Genomic DNA, 21,206 nt, shown 5'->3' with positions numbered 1-21,206 from the left:
TTTTAGTTTGAATTTAAATCGAGTCAACTCAAGTAAACGAAATCGTAATTGGTATATGACTGCGCTTTTTGCACTCGCCTGTCCAACATTGGTAAGTGCACAAAATCAAGAATTGCACATTGAAGTATCTGCACAACAAATTTCAACCGGCAACCGTTTTCAAGCCGTAAAAATTGTTGATGATAAGACTATTTTTGTAAGTGGCACAAACTCAAGCATTTACAAGAGTGAAGATGCGGGTTTTACCTGGCTAGCTTTAAAAGCGCCAGCAAAAAAAGACAAACTTCAATTTAGAGATGTGTACGCGGACCCGCAAAGACTTGTTTTGATGTCCGCCGGTGAAGGTGCCATGTCACGAGTGTATGTATCAAAAGATAACGGCTTGTCCTGGCAACTTACTTTACAAGGCCATAAACCAACCGACTTTTATAACTGTATCACTGAGGCAAACCAAACATATTGGTTATACGGTGATTCTGTTAACTCAAACTTAACCGTGTTCAAGTCAACTGACGATGCGAATAGTTGGCAACCTGAGCGCCTTCCTTATGATGCACGAGCATTAGAGGGCGGGTTTGCTTCAAGCGGGACTTGTATTAACTCAAGTAACCGAGGTGACCTAGTAATAGCAACCGGCAACACGATAAAACCACGCCTCTTAATAAAAGAGGTTAATAGTGATTGGCAAAGCGTCGAATCGCCATTTAAAGGTGGTGAAGCCGCAGGTATTTTTTCTGTGCAACTGAGCGATAATAATGTTTATGCGTTCGGCGGTACTTTAAAAACTAAAGACAATCCGGCACTTGCTTATCAATATAACATCAAGCAAGAAAGTTGGGTTGCCCTACCTAACCTACCAATTAATGGCGCTATTTACGGCTCGGCCATTAATCAAGGGCATATTTTTGCAACAAGCCCAGATGGCATTGCAATGCTGAAACCTAATAGCCCAAAGTGGCAACTTATTTCATCACTTGATATGTGGGCCATTGATTGCACCAGCAACTACTGTATTGCTGTTGGTGGTGATGACACTGTAGTAAAAATCACTTTTTAGTCTGACAAAAATCTGCTTATGTTTGATACAAAGTAAATAGTTAAATCAGAATTTGGTTTTGAATTAGGTTCAATGGATAAAAAAAATGGAGCCGACTTAGGCTCCATTTTTATAAGAGTTACAACTCGCTACTACGGGTTGTAATAAGTTGCTGCGCCCGGCCCTACTGGCATGCCCAATAAGAATACCCAGACATAAAAGAATACGGTCCACACTACAAAAAACACCATAGAATATGGCAACATCATAGCGATTAGCGTACCTAAGCCTAAGTCTTTTTTGTATTTAGCTGCCATCGCAAGGATTAACCCAAAGTAACTCATCATTGGCGTGATCAAATTCGAGATAGAATCACCAATACGATAGGCGGCTTGAATAACTTCAGGTGCATAACCAATCAACATTAGCATAGGTACAAAGATCGGTGCGGTGATTGCCCACTGCGCCGATGCACTGCCTAAACTTAAATTTACAATCGCACACATAATAATAAACAAGACAAACACTTCAGGTCCATCTAGCCCCAAGTATTGCAATAATGCTGCGCCTTTTACTGCTAAAACAGTTCCTAAATTAGTCCACTTAAAGAAAGCAACAAATTGTGCAGCAAAGAAAACTAACGTTATATACAAACCAAGACTACCAATACTCTTTGACATTGCATCAATAACGTCTCGATCATTTTTCATTGTTCCAGCTACACGGCCGTAAACAAAACCCACAAAGCCAAATACAATAAAAATAATAACAACAATACTTTTTAAAAACGGAGAGCCTGTTATGTTGCCCGTTTCAGGGTTTAACAATGCTCCAAAGCCTGGCACGTCTATTGGTATGATAGTAATACTTAATAGTGCAGTAACAGCTAACAAGGCTAATCCTGCGGCTTTTAAACCTTGTCGCTCGGCATCGGATGGAGTATCCATTTTTTGTTCGCCCAAATCAATCGACGCGTCTTTTGGATTATATGGACCTAAACGTGGCTCAACGATTTTTTCAGTTACAAATGCACCGGCGGCTGATATTACAAAAGTACTAACAAACATGAAGTACCAGTTTACTTCCGGCCCAACAACGTAATTTGGGTTTATTAGATGCGCAGCACTTTCGGTAAAACCAGCTAATAACGGATCAACCGTACCTAAAAAAATGTTTGCTGAATAACCACCCGACACCCCTGCGAATGCGGCGGCTAAACCTGCTAAAGGGTGGCGTCCTAATGAATGGAAAATCATCGCCGCTAATGGAATTAATACCACATAGCCAAGTTCTGAAGCTGTATTTGAAACAATACCAGCAAACACTATCGTTACTGTGACTGCTCGTTTTGACGCATTCATAACCAACGCTCGCATTGCGGCTGATAACAGCCCCGAATGTTCAGCAACAGCAACACCTAACATTGCCACAAGCACGGTTCCCAACGGCGCAAAACCTGTGAAATTCGTCACTAAGCCTGTAAATATTCTTTGCAAGCCCTCAGCGTTCATTAACGAAACGACTTCGATTAACCCGTTCGATGCTCGACCTGCAGCTCCCTCTGGACGAGGGTCGGCAACGTTAACATCGAAGAATCCCAATATACCACTTAGTACTACAACACCCGCCGCAAACAAGGCAAATAAAGTAACTGGGTGTGGTAATAGATTCCCCAGCCATTCGACTGTGGCTAAAAAGCGATTAAACCAATTTCGATTTTCAACTGCTCCCTGTGAGCCTGGTGAAATATTAGACAAAACAATAACCTCAATAAAATATCCAGCCCTTAGTCTATTGAAAAAAGAGGAATAGCTCAAAGAAAGTTTAATGCCTAATTTAAATATCTGATCCTAATAGCGCATAAGCCACTTAGGTTGACCTAGGTTCTCGGCTCAAAATCCAATACGGTGGCATTTATGCAATAACGTTTACTGCCATTAGGTCCGTCATCAAATACATGGCCTAAATGGATACCTGATACTTTTGCTTTTACTTCCGTGCGGCGCATACCAAATGAGTTATCTTGATGATAAGTGACCGCACCTTCGATTGGTCGTGTAAACGAGAGCCATCCTGAACCAGAGTCAAATCTGTCTTTTGTATCGAATAACGCTTTTCCCGATAGACTGTCGATAAACTGTCCTGGAGGAGTGTTTTGAAACTTTTCGTAGGCTTTACAAAAGCGATTATCGGTTCCTTTGTTAAACGCGACTTGAAATGCTTCTGTATCACCAAGCTTAAATGCTCCCAGAGCTTGATAAAATTCTTCAGGAGATAGATAGCCCATATGACCTAAGCGCTCTACCCCGTTTTCTAAAAATAAGATGGTTGGCGTACCAAACGTCGCTGACTTTATTGTTAACTGATTAAGTTGATTGGCTAATCGAAAATGCAAAGGAACGTCTCCTTGATATTCATTCGTGACGTCTTCTTTGAATTTTTCACAATATGGACAATTTGGCGCATCAACCACCACGATATGTTTTCCAGTTAACAGTGGTAAGTTATCCACTTCTTTTGAAGGCTCTACATTCATATATTTTGCTAATAAAGGCTCTGGGCCAAACGTCACACCCGTACTGTGGTCTGGACAATAACCATTTGGGTTTTTAGCTATGTAATCCTGGTGATAATCCTCTGCCGCGTAAAACTTATCGAGCGGTTTTATTACCGTTTGGATGACTCCACGTCCTTTTTCATTAAGACGTTGCTGAAATTGTTCTGCCAGCTTTTGAGCAAGTGATGCTTGTTTGTCAGACTGAACAAGGATAGTGGAGCGGTATTGAGTACCAACATCGTTACCTTGTTTATTTTTTTGCGTTGGGTCATGCATCTCAAAAAATATTTTAAGTAACGTTGTTGTATCTATTAGACTTTGGTTGTATTCAACACGGATAACTTCAGCAAAGTTGTTTGGATTAAAACGATTTTTCCACTTTACAATTTCATCATACTTAGGCTCTAAGCCTCGCCCATCGGCATAACCAGACTCTACATTTATTACGCCAGGTAAGGCTTCAAAACGTTTTTCTGCGCCCCAAAAACAGCCAAGGCCTAGCACGAGACTCTGACGCTGCATTGTTTGCGCTGTTGGTGATTTGTTGTAAGCTAAAAGCGGCCCACTCATTAAATAAAAGCCAACAAATATCAATGTAGCTAGTCCAATTTTTACAGCAAATTTCATCATCACACCCACCTCTGTAATAGTAAACCGTGGTTTTTACTAAAAACTTTCAAAATATCTGTTTATTTAACGCAATGATGAATTGGAACGATCAGTTGTATAGTTCCTTTAAAATAATTATTCTTTAACGCATTTAATACATCAATTTAACGCTAGGCGCGGTTTAACCATGACAAAACCTTTTAAAGTTCCACATACGCTTGTTCTGTTACTATCAATGATGCTTGTCGCTTACATAGCGACATGGATTGTACCGCAAGGCTATTTTGAAACGGTAACCCTAGAGAATGGTCGAAGTACTGTCGTACCTGGTACTTTTGAATTAGCTGAAGAGCAAATTCGTTTAACGCCAATGGACTTCTTAGTTGCACTTCCAAGAGCATTAGCTGCTGCTCAAGACATTATTTTCTTTGTTTTTATCGTCGGTGGCGTATTAGCCATTGCTAGAGCAACAGGAACAATAGATGCGCTAATCGGACGTTTACTTGAACGCTTTGGTCAAAAACCTAATTTATTGATATTCATGGTGGTGTTTTGTTTTGCCTTAGCATCTGGTGCAATTGGTATGGCGGGCGAGTACATTCCTTTTGTACTAATACTGGTTGGTTTATGTAAAGCAATGCGGCTTGACGCTATGACTGCTGTCGGCATGATCGTTACTGGTTATGGTATTGGGTATGGCGTTTCTGCATTCAACCCTTTTACCGTCATGGTTGCACAAAATGTAGCGGACATTCCTGTTTACTCGGGGATTGAATTGCGTTTAGCGATTTTTATTCCGTTTGTTCTAATTGGTTTTCATCATGTATGGAGTTACGCCACTAAGGTGCTTAATGATCCTGCTTCATCCATGACAGCTTCATTACCCTGTCCACTCGGTGGTAAAGAAATAACACAATACCCAAAACTTGAATTACGCCATCAGTTAATCCTATTCGGATTAGTCGCAACTATTATTACCGCTGTATGGGGCATTTCTCAAAAAGGTTGGTATCTATACGAACTTGGCGCTTTATTTATCTTATGGGGGTTATTCACTTCAATAGTTGGCAAACTTAATGCTGATGTTGCTGCTAATAATTTTATTGAAGGCGTTAAAGATTTAGCTTCAACCGCAATGTTAATTGGTGTCGCTCGTGGTGTTGCTCTTATTATGGAAGACGGTCAAATTTTGCATTCTTTAGTCCACGGTATGTCATCTCCATTATCAATGTTAGGCTCCGAACTTGCCGCTGTTGGTATGTTTGTGATGCAAACCTTGCTGAATTTATTTATCCCATCGGGCAGCGGCCAGGCATATGTCACTATTCCATTATTAACGCCAGTTGGTGATTTGGTGGGGGTTAATCGTCAAATTGTTGTTCTCGCCTATCAATTCGGTGATGGCTTTTCGAATATGATCATCCCAACCAATGCGGTTTTAATGGGAATAATTGGTATGGCCGGTGTGCCTTATCACCTTTGGTTCCGATTCTGTATTCCATTAATCTTAAAGTTAATGGTTGCTGCGTCGCTCGTGTTGGTGTTAGCTGTGGTCTTTGATTACGGCAGTGATGTGCAACCACTATTGGAAGTGATGAATTAAATCCAGAGGGACTTCTGCTCGTTTTGAGTGAGTGATAATTTTGGGGAACCTAGAGTAAAAGAATTGGTCGGACTGACTGGATTTACAAAAAACGTCCTGTTTTTTGCCCTACGGCCGTCATGAATGACGTTCTGGATTGTTCCTGACAATCCAGTGAACCGCTTCGCTGGCTCTAAATCCAGAGGGACTTCTGCTCGTTTTGAGTGAGTGATAATTTTGGGGAACCTAGAGTAAAAGAATTGGTCGGACTGACTGGATTTGAACCAGCGACCCCTGACACCCCATGACAGTGCGCTACCAAGCTGCGCTACAGTCCGACTAACAGCCTTGATAATATAAAACTATGATTTTAATGCAAGATTATTATTTATATTGTTTACTCAACTGATGGTTTATCCAACACTAAGTCACGATTAACTTTATAAATTTCTTGCATCCAACGCATGTGTTCAATAAATGGTTTTGGTTTTGAATATAGGTATCCTTGCCCTACTGGGCAACCAAACGACTTCAACAGTTCAGCAACACGTTCATTTTCTATCCCTTCCGCTACCGCATTAACACCCAGTCGCTTGGCTAATGACAGAGTAACTTCAGTAATCGTCCTGTTACGTTCAGAGATGTCAATATCCATAAAACAACGGTCGATTTTTAGTTCATGGAATGGTAACTGGCTCAAATAATCGAGACTTGAATATCCAGTACCAAAATCATCAATCGCAATCTTAAAACCTTGATTATAAAGCTCCGTTAATACTTCTTTCGCTTGTTCTGGATCATCTGCGGTTGCTGACTCAGTCACCTCAAACGTTACTGTGTTATTGTCAATTTCTAGCCGAGCACTAGTAGTCAGGATATGCGCGACTAAGCCATTATCATTAAAATCTTTTCCGGATATATTAATTGAAGTATTTGTGCCAAGCCCTAGCTTACATAATTTAGCGTGTTGTTCTAACCCTCTTTCAATAACCCATTCTGTTAATTGATGAATGACGCCAGTTTCTTCAGCTATTTCAATTACAAGAGCAGGGTTAATGAATCCTTCAACAGGATGTTGCCAACGTAATAATAACTCACTGCCGTAAACTCTGTTGTGGACCATGTCGATTTGAGGTTGATGGTATAACTCAAGGTCATCCTGCTCTATCGCTTTTTGTAGATCTGCAGCTAGCCTAAACCTTTGCTGAACATCAATATTTCTTTGCTCATCAAAACGAGCCCACTTCTTATCCGATTTTCTTCCTGCTATAAGCGCTTGAATCGCTGTGCTTAGTAGCCCTTCAGGCTCAGCCACATCTTTTGGATAACATGCGATACCAGCGATACTGCTTACCGACATTGTCACGCCATTAAGATTTACAATAATAGCCACGGCTTCCTGAATCGCGGTAACATTTTGTGCTAACTCTTGTTCGTCAAATTCACCAACAAACATAACCGCAAAACGTGATTCATCAATACGAACAATATGATAGCGTTTGTCATTACTGTCTTTAGCAAACGCAAATGTTCCCCGCATTGTTGCAGCATACATTTCGATGTTATTAAACAATTGATTAAAAAACACATTCGCGGTTTCTATACCAAGTGACGGGATGAGATCTTTCGCTTGCGGAATGTCAAATACCATTAGCGACATAGGTTTCCGACTTTGGCCAACTTTTTTGATGGCGGTTTCAAGTAACACTTGATTCGGCAAACCTGTAGCTAAATCATGATTAATTCTATACTCACGGTCAATTTGGTTTGCTCTAAATCTATCTAATAACGCAATCGCCATTATGCATATTTCAGCGACAACACCAATGAGAGAGCCATTTCTGGTGAGAAAGTTGTAATTTACAACACCATTGAAGGCCGCAATAGTGAGCATCGCACCGGCCAATAGCGGTACCCAAGAGGCCAGATAATATTGAACCCAGACTAATCGTGTTGAAAAAACCATAGCGATAACTGCTACTGCTGGGACATAAATCAAAGCCAGTACGACTATGTATAAAGGTAACATAGCGCTTTCATCAAAAAATATAGCAACTACCGCTAGCAAAAGGATAACGTTTGAGTAGGCTAAAGCTACTTTTGCAAACAGAGGTCTTATCGTTTCAAATCTTAAAAATTTGATCCCAAAACGAATGGCAAAGGCGGCCGATAAAAAATGAACTGAAACTATTAAGTTTTTATTCGCCCAAATAGCAATATCTTCAGGCAAAATTAAAAAAGTAAAACCATTAATCATTGATATCGCTAAGACTGTCGTCGCCACATACCAAATGTAATCAAGAAACGAGCGTTCACCTACTCCTCGGTACATAAAATAATTATAAATAATCATGATCAAACCGATGCCAAATAACGCACCTAATAAAACAAGTTGAGAGCTACTGCGAAACTGTGAGCTTGTCACTGACTCAATCAATACAGGCGTAGCGGGTGAGCCCTTAGATTTAATTCTGATGTAAATTTCGGTTTCGGTAGATAACCCACCAAACAAGGTAACCTTCGGAGAGACATGATCTATTGCGTATTGGGTTGGATGTTGATCACCTAATACTTTTTCAAAGCCAACCTCCCCCTTGTACAAAACATAAAAATGAATGGTATCTAACGTCGGGTTATCTAGACTTATACTAATTGGCTCTTCGTAGCCAGTTTTAATGTTGGTTTTGATTCTGTACCACAAGGCGAAATCTAATGAATCCGGTGAATGCACTTTTAATTTTTCAGATTCAAATAGACTGTCTGGTAGGTTTTTAACTTGGTTAATATTCAACGGATTTGCTGAATCATCTAAATAATAAACATCAAAAAAGTCGTATATGCCGGTATCGTGCTTATCTGGAGAATAGTAAATCGCGTAAATTAATGTCGCGACTAACAACATCAGCCACGACAATATCACTACCATATAACTTGGCTTAGTATAAGGCACCTAGCAAACTCCGGTCTTTATTTAGCTATTAACATCGTAAGTATTAATCTTGAGTATCATGGTTAATTCGACTGCCATCAGCGCCATCTTGGTTTTTATACTTGGCATCAGCACGCGACGTATATGGTCTTGCTGCTGGGCCAGTCATTGTCTCAAAGCTTAATGCGCCAATTTTCATATGTGGTTTTAACGCTAACGGGAGTTTACCTGAATTATAAAATTCGAGGACAATATTGCCTGACCAACCCGGGTCAATTCGATGAGCCGTTACATGAACCATAAGACCAAGTCTAGCCAAAGATGAACGTCCGTCCAGCCAGCCAACTAAGTCATTTGGTAAAGTTATCGACTCATGTGTAATTGCCAATGCTAATTCACCAGGATGAAGAAAAAACGCTTGCTCTGGATTTAAAACAATCTCATCACCCATAACCGATTCAAGTGCTCGTTGAGTCTCTTCTTTTGGACCACTTAAATCAATGAAAGGAGCTTGATGATCTTGAAATACTCGAAACTTATTCCCCAGTGTTAAATCGACGGTAATGCCAGAAATAAACTCATTAGATGGGCGAGGTAAAATAGTGATATCACCTTGGTCAAGTTTAGCAATAATATCGGTGTCGCAAAGGCGCATGATTGAGTCCGTTTTTAATTAAATTGTAGGAATAAGCTGTTGTGTCTGTTTTGACATATGCATAATAAGAGAAAATGCCAATTTCTGATACTCAAAGTTTTTATCTTTTAGAGAAAAAGGTAACCCTAAGTCGCCATATTCTCTTGTTTCTGTATTTAAGCTTAACTGAGCTAACAAAGGAACATCATGTTTTGTGGCACAACGCACACCTCCACCCTCGCCAAATAAATGATGAGATACACCGCAATTTGAACATATAAATTGACTCATATTCTCTATGATACCTAATACCGGAGTGTTAACCTTTTGAAACATTTGAATGCCCTTTTCGGCATCTGCCAAGGCTACATTCTGTGGCGTTGTAACAATTACCGCCGCATGACATTTAATTTGTTCAGATAGAGTCAATTGTATGTCTCCCGTGCCCGGTGGCATATCAACAAACAAAATATCTAGTTCTGGCCAATTGGTTTCATTTATTAACTGCATAAGCGCTCTGGATGCCATTGGTCCACGCCAAATTGTTGCTTTATCTTCAGGTACTAAAAAACCAATTGAATTTAATGCCACATCATATTGATAAAACGGCTCCATTGTTTTTTCGTCACGGCTAGTAATGTTGCGACCTTGTAACCCAAACATCATAGGCATTGATGGTCCGTAAATGTCCGCATCAATTACGCCAACTTTATGACCTAACTGCGCCGCGGCAGCTGCTAAATTGGCAGTAACGGTACTTTTTCCTACTCCACCTTTACCCGACGCCACGGCTATCACTAATTTAGCCTGCTTGGGTAATGAGGCTGGCGGCTGACTTGGTTGATAATCAAAGGTTATTTCAACTGGACAAGAGAGTGTATTTAACACTGCGTCACGAAGTTCTTGATCTACTGCATGAGTATGAAACGGCAAACTAATAATAGCCTCGTGATCATTATTCTCATTTTTACTAATCTGAATACTTACTTGGCCAAACACCCCTGTCGGAAAATGTGTTGTTGAAATGTTCTTCAAGCCGTTAAAAAGTTGCTGTTTTAATTCTTGTATCGTAAAGGCGACTTGTGGCTCTTTTTTGCTATTTTTTAGACTGCTCTGGTCCGGCTTTTTACCGAACCAATTAGAAAACTTCATTTAATCGACCTATCAACATTTAGGATGGTGCATATTTGTTGCAAATTATGTAACATCACGACCTTAAATAGTAGTGTTTTACTATCGATTCTAATAAAGGTTTCTTGAGATATGACAGCACCCCGCAAAATTCTTGTTACTAGCGCCCTTCCATACGCGAATGGGTCGTTGCATTTAGGCCATCTAATGGAGTATATCCAGACAGATATTTGGGTTCGTTTCCAAAAAGCACAAGGTAACGAATGTTATTACGTTTGTGCCGACGATGCGCATGGAACACCAATCATGCTTAAAGCTCAGCAGCAAGGGATTAGCCCAGAAGAAATGGTGGCAGCGGTTAGAGAAGAACGCATCATAGACTTTGCTGATTTTCATATCGAATTTGAAAACTATCACAGCACGCATAGCGAAGAGAATCGTGAACTATCTGCCATGATTTATAATCGTTTAAATGATGCAGGTTATATAGCTAAGCGGTCAATTAGTCAGTTATTTGATCCTGAAAAAAATATGTTTTTGCCAGATCGCTTTGTTACTGGTACTTGTCCTAAGTGTGGAGCGTTAGATCAAAATGGCGATAGCTGCGATAAATGTGGCGCGACTTATAGCCCAGTTGATTTAAAAGAACCTAAGTCGGTTATTTCAGGCGCGACTCCAGTATTAAAAGACTCAGAACATTACTTTTTTGATTTGCCTAAATTCGAGCCAATGTTAAAAGAGTGGTTGCACTCAGGCAGTATTCAAACTGAAATGGCCAATAAATTGGAAGAATGGTTTGAGCAAGGCTTACAGCAATGGGATATTAGTCGTGATGCTCCTTATTTTGGGTTTGAAATTCCAAATGCTCCTGGTAAATACTTTTACGTATGGCTAGATGCGCCTATTGGTTACATGGCTAGTTTCAAAAACTATTGTGACAACGCTAACTCTAATGTGAACTTTGATGAGTTTTGGAATGAAGGAAGTGACACTGAGCTATATCACTTTATTGGTAAAGATATCATTTACTTCCACAGCCTATTTTGGCCAGCGATGTTAGAAGGCGCGAATCTGCGTAAACCAACGAATGTCTTTGCACACGGTTTTGTCACTGTGAACGGTGAAAAGATGTCTAAGTCTCGTGGTACGTTCATTAAAGCTCGCACGTATCTAGAGCATTTAAACCCAGAATACCTTCGTTATTACTTCGCCTCAAAACTAAACAGCGGTATTACCGACCTAGATTTAAATCTTGAAGACTTTAGTCAAAAGGTCAATAGCGACTTAATTGGTAAAGTAGTTAACATTGCCAGCAGATGTGCCGGTTTTATTAAAAAGCGTTTCGATGGCAAGTTATCGGATAACATTGATAACCCTGAATTATTAGCAAAGTTTCAAACGGCTAAGCCTGCAATTATTGAGCTATTTGAGAATCGCGAATTTGCAAAAGCCATCCGTGAAATCATGGCATTAGCTGACCTAGCAAATAAATACATTGATGACAAAGCGCCTTGGGTTTCTGTAAAAGACGATGCATTACAGCAACAAACTCATGACGTATGCTCAATGGGTATTAATCTATTCCGTATTCTGATGGCTTATTTAAAGCCTGTGTTGCCTGCAATGGCAAAAGAAGTGGAGTTGTTTTTAAATGACTCACTTAGCTTTGATGCAATTGATCAGCCGCTTACAGGACATGAAATCAATAAGTTTAAAGCACTAATGCAACGTGTAGATATGGATAAAGTAGAGAAAATGGTAGAAGACTCTAAAGAAAATTTAGTGGCTACTAAACCGAGTAACAATGCGAATGGCAAATCTGAAAAAGCATCTAAAATTAATAAAGATGATATGGCCGAAACTCCAATTGAAGCTATTGCCGATGAGATTGAGTTTGACGATTTCGCTAAAGTCGATATGCGCATTGCAAAAATTGTTTCTGCAGAACATGTTGAAGGCGCTGAAAAGCTACTTAAATTTCAACTGGATATTGGAGCTGGTGAGACGCGTCAAATATTCTCAGGAATAAAAGCGGCTTATGCTCCTGAAGACTTAATCGGTAAGCTTACCGTTGTTGTAGTAAACTTAAAACCAAGAAAAATGCGTTTTGGAATGTCTGAAGGAATGATTCTAGCTGCTGGACCTGGCGGTAAAAACCTTTGGATTTTAGAACCACATGACGGCGCGCAGCCAGGTATGAGAGTGATGTAATTCGCGTTACTCAGATCTAATTTATGCGGTAAAAATACTTAAGCCAATCCTTACGATTGGCTTTTTTTATCGTCACTTATTTACATTTATGTTTTTTATTCATGCAATTCGCAACATTTAAGTTGGCTAATCAATGTAATTTTATACATAATAAAGTCATAAAAATTCACTAATTATACAAACGCTGAATTAATAACTCGGTTATCAGTTCGGTTATTAGCTAAGTTAACAATAATAAAAATAAGAAATATCAGCAGAAGGAATCAATTATGGACACCTCTTTATTCAGTCCGGTTCACTGGTTAAATCATTGGGCTTCAGAAACGCCAGAGAAAGTATTTTTACATCAGCCAAAAAATCGTCAAATTGAAACTCATAATTGGGCTCAAATTAAACAACAAGTTGAAGGAATTGCAGCGAGTCTTCATCACTTAGGTTTAGTTAAAGGTGATAAAGTGGCTATTCTTGCCAAAAACTGTGCCGAATGGTTTATTACCGATTTAGCCATCATGCGTGCAGGTATGGTCAGTGTTCCTATTTATCCTTCAGCAAACGCAGATACTATTCAATATGTATTGAATCACTCTGAAGCTAAAGCGGTTTTTGTTGGCAAGCTAGATAAAGAAGAGTTGGCTGATAAAGGTGTTAGCGGAAATATCATTCGTTTAGGGATGAGCTATCAAACCATTCCTGTTCAATATGATTGGCAACAACTCCAATCGCTTGGCGCACCAATAGAAGAATTTTTACCTGAGATGAATGATCTTATGTCGATCATATACACATCTGGTAGTACTGGTAATCCAAAAGGCGCAATGATTAGCTATAGAGCTTATAACTGGGCGAACACTAAAATTGTGAATGTACTTGGATTTGATCAAAAAGCTCGCTTTTTGTCCTATCTACCTTTGGCGCATATTACAGAACGTTGCCTAGTAGAAGGCGCAGCATATCACTGTAATATGACAATTTACTTTACTGAGTCACTTGAGCATTTTGTTGCAGATTTAAACTATGCAAAACCGACTATTTTCTTCTCTGTTCCTCGTTTGTGGAGCCTGTTTCAAAAAAATATCATCGATAAGATTGGCCATAAAAAATTAGAGTTTTTGTTAAAAGTTCCTATCGTATCAGGATTAATTAAAACGAAAATTCAAAAAGGCTTAGGGCTTGAACATGCAAAAATTGCTGCTTCAGGTTCGGCACCTATCTCCCCTGCCCTAATTGAGTGGTATCAAAAAATTGATATCAATATTTGCGAAGCATGGGGCATGACGGAAAATTGTATCTACGCTATTGGTAACTTCCCATTCAATCAAGATATGATCGGCACAATAGGTCCTGTATTAGAGGGATGCGAAATAAAAATTGCTGACAATGATGAGCTTTTATTCAAAAGTGGAGGCTTGTTCGATGGTTATTATAAAAACCCTGAAGCGACTAAAGACGCATTTGACGAAGATGGATTCTTCAAAACGGGCGATTTAGCCAAGATTGAAGACAATGGTGCCGTTCGTCTAATAGGTCGAGTAAAGGATAACTTTAAAACAGCCAAAGGTAAGTTTGTTCAACCTGTGCCAATCGAGAAGCGTCTTGCACAAGACCCTTACATTGAACTGCTATGTGTAGTCGGTGCTGGTATGGCCGCTCCGGTGACTCTTGTGCAACTTTCTGAAGGTGCAATGGCAATGCCTAGAGCACAAGTAGAACGTTCGTTAAAAGAGACCTTAACGTCTGTAAATGCTCACTTGGAGTCTCATGAAAAGGTTGGCGCTATTGTTGTTGTAGAAGAGCAATGGACACCAGAAAATGACATTTTGACCCCTACTTTAAAAATCAAACGTCACGTACTTCACGAAAAGTATGCATCTCGTGTCGAAGAGTTAAAAGGTCAAGTTATCTTATGGGAGTCTGAGCTTTAGCTCGATTCCTCATTCAACTTAAATGTCTGTGTTATAAAATGCCGGAATTCAAGTAACCGATACTTTTATAAAATAAAAGCCAGCTTAAAGCTGGCTTTTTTATACTACGTTTTCGGCTTTGGCTGGGAGATTATGAGTTTTTAATAAGCTGTTCTTGTAGCTTTTGAACCTGATCTCTCAGTTCTGCCGCTTTTTCAAATTCTAAGTTCTTAGCAGCCGCCATCATCTGCGCTTCCACCGTTTTTATTTCTTTCGAAATTTCTACTGGTGTTTTTAACTGATATTCAGCTAAACCTTCTGCAACAAGTATCCTTTGTGCGGCATTTTTTGGCTTAGTCGCATCACCCACATCCATAATATCGCCGATGCGTTTGAAAATTCCCTTCGGCGTTATACCATGTTTAATATTGTATGCTTCTTGTATCGCCCTGCGACGCTCCGTTTCATCAATAGCTTTGCGCATTGACTTAGTAATACGATCGCCATACAAGATCGCTCTGCCTCTAACGTTTCGGGCCGCTCGGCCAATGGTTTGAATAAGTGAGCGGTCACTTCGCAAAAAGCCTTCTTTATCTGCATCTAAAATCGCAACTAAAGAGACCTCAGGCATATCCAAGCCTTCCCGTAATAAATTAATACCGACTAATACATCAAACTTACCAGCTCTCAAGTCGCGAATAATTTCGATACGCTCCACCGTGTCAATATCACTATGCAAATACCTCACTTTGATATCATGATCAGACAAATAGTCCGTTAAATCTTCCGACATACGCTTTGTTAGTGTCGTGACCAATACCCTCTCGTTGACAGCAACACGCTTGTGGATTTCTGACATTAGATCATCAACTTGAGTTGCAATAGGTCGAACTTCTATTTCTGGATCGAGTAACCCGGTTGGACGGATAACTTGCTCAGCTATTTCTCCATCACTGCGTTCAAGCTCATGGTTTCCTGGCGTAGCTGAAATATAAATTGTCTGAGGCGCTAAACGCTCAAACTCCTCAAATCGAAGTGGTCTATTGTCCATTGCTGATGGCAAACGAAAGCCGTATTCGACCAAGTTTGATTTTCTAGACCTATCACCTTTATACATGGCACCAATTTGAGAAACAGTAACATGTGATTCGTCGATAATAAGCAAACCGTCGGCAGGAAAATAATCAATCAATGTTGGTGGTGGCGCGCCTGGCTCACGATTTGATAAATATCTCGAATAGTTCTCTATACCCGAGCAATAACCAAGCTCCTGCATCATTTCGATATCAAACAATGTTCTCTGACTGATCCGTTGCTCTTCAATTAACTTATTATTGTCCTTAAGCTGCTTTTTGCGCTCTCGAAGCTCATCTTTGATGTGATCAATCGCCTTCAGAATTTTCTCTCGAGGCGTAACATAGTGTGTTTTAGGGAAAATAGTAGCGCGAGTGATTTTTCGCTCTAGTGCACCTGTAAGCGGATCAAACTCAGTAATACGTTCAATCTCTTCATCAAATAGCTCAACCCTTACGGCGAACTTATCAGAATCCGCTGGATAAATATCAATCACATCACCTCGAACACGGTAACAGCCACGCTGGAAGTCAACGTCATTGCGCTTATATTGCAACTCTGCAAGACGCCTTAATATTTGACGTTGATCCACCATGTCGCCTTCACGAAGATGTAAAAGCATTTTCATGTAAGACTCTGGATCACCTAAACCATAAATAGCTGATACGGAAGCAATAATAATAACATCACGACGTTCCATTAGCGCTTTTGTAGCCGACAGTCGCATTTGTTCTATATGTTCGTTTATCGAAGCATCTTTTTCTATAAACGTATCGGTAGACGCCACATAGGCTTCTGGTTGGTAATAATCATAATAAGATACAAAATATTCTACGGCGTTATTTGGGAAAAACTCTTTCATCTCTCCATATAGTTGCGCCGCGAGTGTTTTGTTGTGGGCCATAATTAAGGTTGGCCTTGAGACTTCTTGAATAACGTTAGCCATTGTAAACGTCTTGCCTGTACCGGTTGCACCAAGCAAGGTTTGATAGGCAAGACCGTCATTAAGACCTTCGGTTAACTTCTTTATCGCACCCGGCTGGTCACCACTAGGTTTGTAATCACTAACTAAGGTAAATGGCTTTTCTAACTTTTCCACTATATCTGCTCCAAATTAATCTTGCCATTTTCTATTGAACTCTCAACGGTACGCACAAACCAACGGTAAGCGATCAGCGCGGTAAATACATTGCCTATTACGCCCCCAACAAACAATCCAGGTAAACCATAAAAGTGTGAACCTATATAAGCAAATGGAACAAAGAAGACAAACAGTCTTACAACAGATAGTACAAGTGCTAACATCGGTTTGTGGAGAGCATTAAAGGATGAATTAGTCAGAATAATAATGCCCTGAAGACCATATCCTATAGGCATAGTCCAAATGAAAAGTTTAATAACAAACATAACTTCTGGATCATCTTTTCCAAACGCAAAAGCAATTAAACCTGCTGCTAAGCAAAGTACTAAGTAAACAATAAATTGCCAAATCATGACAAATTTAGTGGTTTGTTTATATGCATCAAAAACCCGTTGCCATTGATTCGCACCAAAGTTCTGTGAAATAAACGGAGGTAACGTCATTGACAGAGCAAGAACAACTAAACTTGCAATACTTTCTATACGAGAACCTACTCCAAAACCAGCTACTGCTGCGGTACCATAACTAGCAATTATTGCCGTTAGCACAGCCATTGCGATAGGCGTTAACATATTAGCCCCAGCTGCCGGCAAACCAATTTTCAAAATCTTTTTTGCTATTGCAATTAGCTCTTTAAAATTAATGAGCTGTGTTGATATCAATCTTTTACGGACGGCTAATATGTAAATAATAATTAATAGACCGACTCCCCAAGAAACAACACTTGCTATTGCCGCTCCCATTATCCCAAACGCAGGAACCGGGCCTAAGCCAAAAATTAAAATAGGATCCAGAATCGCATTTATTAACCCTGTTCCTCCCATTAATATGCTTGGTGTTTTAGTATCGCCGTTTGCTCTTAAAATTGCGTTGCCTATCATTGGCAACATGAGGAATACCGAGCCGATATACCATACATCCATATAACTATGGATTAACGGCATTAACTCTTGTGACGCACCTAATGCTGAAAATATGATGTCGGTTAAGTTATACATAACAATAGCTAACAATATAACTAGTAAAAACGAAAGTATGAGTGCGCCTTGACCATCCTCTTTTGATTCTTCTTTATTACCGCTACCATTAGCTTTTGCGACAATTGCCGATGTGCCGATGCCTAAACCAATGGCCAAACTTATAATGGTAAAAGTAACCGGAAAAGTAAAACTGATTGCAGCGAGCGGTTCTGTCCCTAATAACCCGATAAAAAACGTATCCACCAGGTTAAAAGACATCAGCATAATCATGCCGTACATAACCTGTTTTGTCATTTTAGTAAGTGTTGGAGCTATTGGGCCAGTGAGAAGATCTTGAGAAGAAGACATAGGTTCCATATAAACAGGTTGTAAAAAAGCTATTCTAAAGAATGTTTCTGTTCTGTTCACCCTTCATTTTAACTATTTTTGATCTTTAAACTTAGGGACAACAAAAGAAAACCATTTTTTAACTAATTTCAAGAATTATTTTTGTTTTTCTGTAAAAAATACTGACATTGTACACAGGTCTAATCCAGAACCTTAGCAGGCCGCTCAAAAATCAAACCAAGACAACAAAAAAAACGCAATAACCATGTTAAACCTTTGATTTCATTAAAATAGTTAAAAATTTAATAAAAACAACACCGATCCTATTGACACACGGTTCTATTGGCCTCGGAGATTATATTACAATATAACTCACAGAGTTATCCACAGAAACAGTGGATAACAAGCTACAGACCTTGAATTTGTTAAGTTAAGGATCATCGGACCAACACAAGTTCAATTTTTGTACCAAAACAAGCTGTTTTTCGAACAATAATAAAACCACCCTTTTATATCTGCTCAATCCGTGAACAAACAGACAAAAATGTTAAACTTCACAACAAAATAAGGTTGACAGTAAAGAGTCCTGTAATTAACATTGCGCCCCGTTGTTGAGCACTATTACTCAATAACATGTAGTTCCCCCTTAGCTCAGTTGGTTAGAGCGACGGACTGTTAATCCGCAGGTCCCCCGTTCGAGTCGGGGAGGGGGAGCCACTTTAAGTGGTAATCAATTACTACTATTACGAAATTCCCCCTTAGCTCAGTTGGTTAGAGCGACGGACTGTTAATCCGCAGGTCCCCCGTTCGAGTCGGGGAGGGGGAGCCATTTCGTAAATCAATTTTATTGTTCCCCCTTAGCTCAGTTGGTTAGAGCGACGGACTGTTAATCCGCAGGTCCCCCGTTCGAGTCGGGGAGGGGGAGCCAATAAAACTCCAAATCCAATTCCTTCTTTCTTGTAAGCTTTATCATCTCTAAATTGTTTATTTAACTAATTTTTTCTGATTTAATACGTCTATATAAAGATCTTTGAATTTCATCATTATTTCGGCTAGCCATTCTTGCAGCCCAAATTATGTTTTTCAACCGAGGAGCAAACATGAATAAGCTGAGAAATCTGCTTGTTATTCAGTTCGTTAGTGGAATATTTATTGGGCTAATTGTTGTTATTGTTGGACTATTTATGACGTCCGCGTTGATTGAACAACAGCAAATTGAGAATACTAAGTTGGTGCAGGTACTTGCTGATAATAATATTACAGGCGATGCAAAAGTACTTTCGAAACAACTTAAAGATGCAATCGATTTAGAATCCTTGTTAATCAAAGATCGCGAAGGTAACCAACTATATAGTTTTGATGACACTTCTGCTGTTCGCCCTACCCTAGCAACACTGTTAGTTGAGGTCGACTTGTACACAAAGCCTCGCACTGTTGCAACAAACAGCGGTAATCTAATTATAAAATTTCATTCAAGTTACGCTGCGGTATTAGCGCCATTATTCGATGTCTTTTTAGGGCTATTTTTTCTTCCTGTTATCGTAATATTGGTTAGCTTTGGTTTATTTAAATCGTTTGTGAAGGTGACGTTTACCCAAACGTCAGAGCTTATCGCTGAGGTTATTACCAAAATTTCTAAAAATAAACCTATCGACAATAGTGATACTTTCAAAAAATTCCCGCTGCAGTTTGGTGCAACAATTTCAGCACTTAAACGTTTAGGCAAATTTGTAAACAATACTTTAAGTGAATTTGAAAAATCATCGTCTGAATTAAAAATAGAAGCCTTTAAAGATAGTTTAACTAACCTGCCAAATCGTACTCGTTTTGTAGAATACTTTGAATCAGAGATAATAAACTCTGACAAACAGGCTCCGTTTGGCGTACTAGCTTTACTTAGGGCCACTGAGTTGCAACATATTAATCAATCTAAAGGCTATCAAGAAGGCGACAAGTACATAAAAGGTCTGTCTGAGATCCTTTCTAAAGTTATTCATACTTATAACGGCGCGACTATTTACCGGTTAAATGGCTCAGATTTTGGCATGATAATTCCTAACATAACTATCAAAGAAGCCGACTCTATGGCACAAAACATTCACTCGAGATTAAATGAGTTCATGCGCGCATCTGAGCTATCAGCGATTGGTAGTACGGGAATTGTTAGTTATGGAAAAGATAAGCCTTTGGGTGAATTGCTTGCGGCTGCCGATACTGCCATTAGTCTTGCTCAAACTAAACACGTTAACGCGTGGCATATTCAAAAAGACTCTAATTTACAACAAAGTTCAACATCTGCGTTTGGTAATCAAAACTGGCGTAATATTATTGATGAGGTTATTCAAAAAGCTAACGTCACGCTTTTGTTTCAACCAATTAATGCAGCGAATCGAAGTAGTAAAGCCTACACAGAGGTGTACTCAAGATTTAAGCTTGATGATGGTCAAATGCTACCAACCGCCTCATTTTTAGCAATGGCGGAAAAGTTGAATCGCGTCGTTGATATTGATCGTATGATTGTTGAGAAAGTCTTTGAAATTATTAAAACAAAGAACATGGCTGATAAATTTTTTGGTATTAACATTTCTCCAGCATCTGCACACAACGACCAGTTTATGATCTGGTTAGAAAGGCGCTTATTAAAAGAAGCGAATTTAGCCACTAAACTAATTTTTGAAATATCTGAGTTTGGTTTACAACAAAATGTAAATTCGTCACGTCGTTTTATAGACATGCTTCACAGAGCAGGTTCGCGAGTAACCGTAGAAAAATTTGGTGTCGGGATCACTTCATTTAAATTTTTCCAAGAGTTGAAGCCTGATTTTATTAAGTTAGACGGAAGCTACACGCGAGATATCGCTGATGAAAAGAATAATCAATACTTCATTCGAATGATTGTCGATTTATCTCACCGCATAGGCGTAAATGTATTGGCTGAATGTGTCGAAACACAAGAAGAAAAACACGTGTTGGAAAAACTATTTGTTGATGGTTGCCAAGGTTATTACATAGGTAAACCAGCACCATTATAATAAAAATAGAGCTTGTTGATTTAAAAGCGTCAAATACGGCGCTTTTTTTTATGTAATCGAAA

General features: G+C 39.4%; 12 protein-coding genes and 4 tRNA genes. 8 read left to right on the top strand and 8 right to left on the bottom strand.

What is annotated here, in order from left to right; genetic code table 11:
• The first annotated feature begins 7 nt into the window (after positions 1–7).
• On the top strand, positions 8–1,057 hold the full coding sequence (locus J9318_RS05705) for a hypothetical protein (protein ID WP_210562089.1): 1,050 nt from the start codon (positions 8–10) through the stop codon (positions 1,055–1,057).
• A 131-nt stretch (positions 1,058–1,188) separates the two neighbouring features.
• Here J9318_RS05705 and J9318_RS05700 read toward each other — a convergent pair whose 3' ends face one another.
• Both J9318_RS05700 and msrA read right to left on the bottom strand, forming a co-directional pair.
• The gene (locus J9318_RS05700) at positions 1,189–2,793 is read right to left on the bottom strand and encodes an AbgT family transporter (RefSeq protein WP_280518178.1); all 1,605 of its coding nucleotides are present in this window, start codon (positions 2,791–2,793) and stop codon (positions 1,189–1,191) included.
• 122 nt (positions 2,794–2,915) lie between these two features.
• A complete protein-coding gene (msrA, locus tag J9318_RS05695; RefSeq protein WP_425314329.1) occupies positions 2,916–4,223 on the bottom strand; it encodes a peptide-methionine (S)-S-oxide reductase MsrA in 1,308 nt (435 codons plus the stop codon).
• 166 nt (positions 4,224–4,389) lie between these two features.
• Here msrA and J9318_RS05690 point away from each other — a divergent pair, with 166 nt between their 5' ends.
• A complete protein-coding gene (locus J9318_RS05690) occupies positions 4,390–5,805 on the top strand; it encodes a YfcC family protein (protein ID WP_210562088.1) in 1,416 nt (471 codons plus the stop codon).
• 240 nt (positions 5,806–6,045) lie between these two features.
• Here J9318_RS05690 and J9318_RS05685 read toward each other — a convergent pair.
• From J9318_RS05685 to J9318_RS05670, 4 genes are all read right to left on the bottom strand, one after another.
• Positions 6,046–6,122, bottom strand: a tRNA-Pro gene (locus tag J9318_RS05685).
• Between the two features lie 59 nt (positions 6,123–6,181).
• Positions 6,182–8,734, bottom strand: a complete 2,553-nt coding sequence (locus J9318_RS05680) for an EAL domain-containing protein (RefSeq protein WP_210562087.1) — start codon at positions 8,732–8,734, stop codon at positions 6,182–6,184.
• Between the two features lie 43 nt (positions 8,735–8,777).
• Positions 8,778–9,368, bottom strand: a complete 591-nt coding sequence (dcd, locus tag J9318_RS05675) for a dCTP deaminase (protein ID WP_210562086.1) — start codon at positions 9,366–9,368, stop codon at positions 8,778–8,780.
• A gap of 18 nt (positions 9,369–9,386) precedes the next feature.
• Complete coding sequence (locus J9318_RS05670; RefSeq protein WP_210562085.1) at positions 9,387–10,499, bottom strand: Mrp/NBP35 family ATP-binding protein; 1,113 nt, start codon at positions 10,497–10,499, stop codon at positions 9,387–9,389.
• A gap of 111 nt (positions 10,500–10,610) precedes the next feature.
• Here J9318_RS05670 and metG point away from each other — a divergent pair, with 111 nt between their 5' ends.
• Complete coding sequence (gene metG / locus J9318_RS05665; protein WP_210562084.1) at positions 10,611–12,689, top strand: methionine--tRNA ligase; 2,079 nt, start codon at positions 10,611–10,613, stop codon at positions 12,687–12,689.
• 269 nt (positions 12,690–12,958) lie between these two features.
• Positions 12,959–14,611 carry an AMP-binding protein gene (locus J9318_RS05660; RefSeq protein ID WP_210562083.1) on the top strand — a complete coding sequence of 551 codons (1,653 nt, stop codon included), beginning with the start codon at positions 12,959–12,961 and terminating at the stop codon, positions 14,609–14,611.
• Between the two features lie 130 nt (positions 14,612–14,741).
• Here J9318_RS05660 and uvrB read toward each other — a convergent pair whose 3' ends face one another.
• Positions 14,742–16,763 carry an excinuclease ABC subunit UvrB gene (gene uvrB / locus J9318_RS05655; RefSeq protein WP_210562082.1) on the bottom strand — a complete coding sequence of 674 codons (2,022 nt, stop codon included), beginning with the start codon at positions 16,761–16,763 and terminating at the stop codon, positions 14,742–14,744.
• Entirely contained in the window at positions 16,763–18,133 is a 1,371-nt protein-coding gene (locus J9318_RS05650) for an MATE family efflux transporter (RefSeq protein ID WP_244731937.1), read from the bottom strand. The genes uvrB and J9318_RS05650 overlap by 1 nt, the downstream gene beginning before the upstream one ends.
• Before the next feature lie 619 nt (positions 18,134–18,752).
• On the opposite strand from J9318_RS05650, the gene J9318_RS05645 reads away from it, so the two are divergent.
• From J9318_RS05645 to J9318_RS05630, 4 genes are all read left to right on the top strand, one after another.
• A tRNA-Asn gene (locus J9318_RS05645) sits at positions 18,753–18,829 on the top strand.
• Between the two features lie 35 nt (positions 18,830–18,864).
• Positions 18,865–18,941 (top strand) — tRNA-Asn (locus J9318_RS05640).
• 22 nt (positions 18,942–18,963) lie between these two features.
• A tRNA-Asn gene (locus tag J9318_RS05635) sits at positions 18,964–19,040 on the top strand.
• Positions 19,041–19,212: 172 nt separating this feature from the next.
• A complete protein-coding gene (locus J9318_RS05630) occupies positions 19,213–21,144 on the top strand; it encodes an EAL domain-containing protein (RefSeq protein WP_210562081.1) in 1,932 nt (643 codons plus the stop codon).
• The last annotated feature ends 62 nt before the right edge of the window (positions 21,145–21,206 follow it).

The sequence above is a fragment of the Psychrosphaera aestuarii genome (assembly GCF_017948405.1).
GTDB classification, from domain to species: Bacteria; Pseudomonadota; Gammaproteobacteria; order Enterobacterales; family Alteromonadaceae; genus Psychrosphaera; species Psychrosphaera aestuarii.
This window is presented reverse-complemented; position numbering and strand designations above follow the sequence as displayed.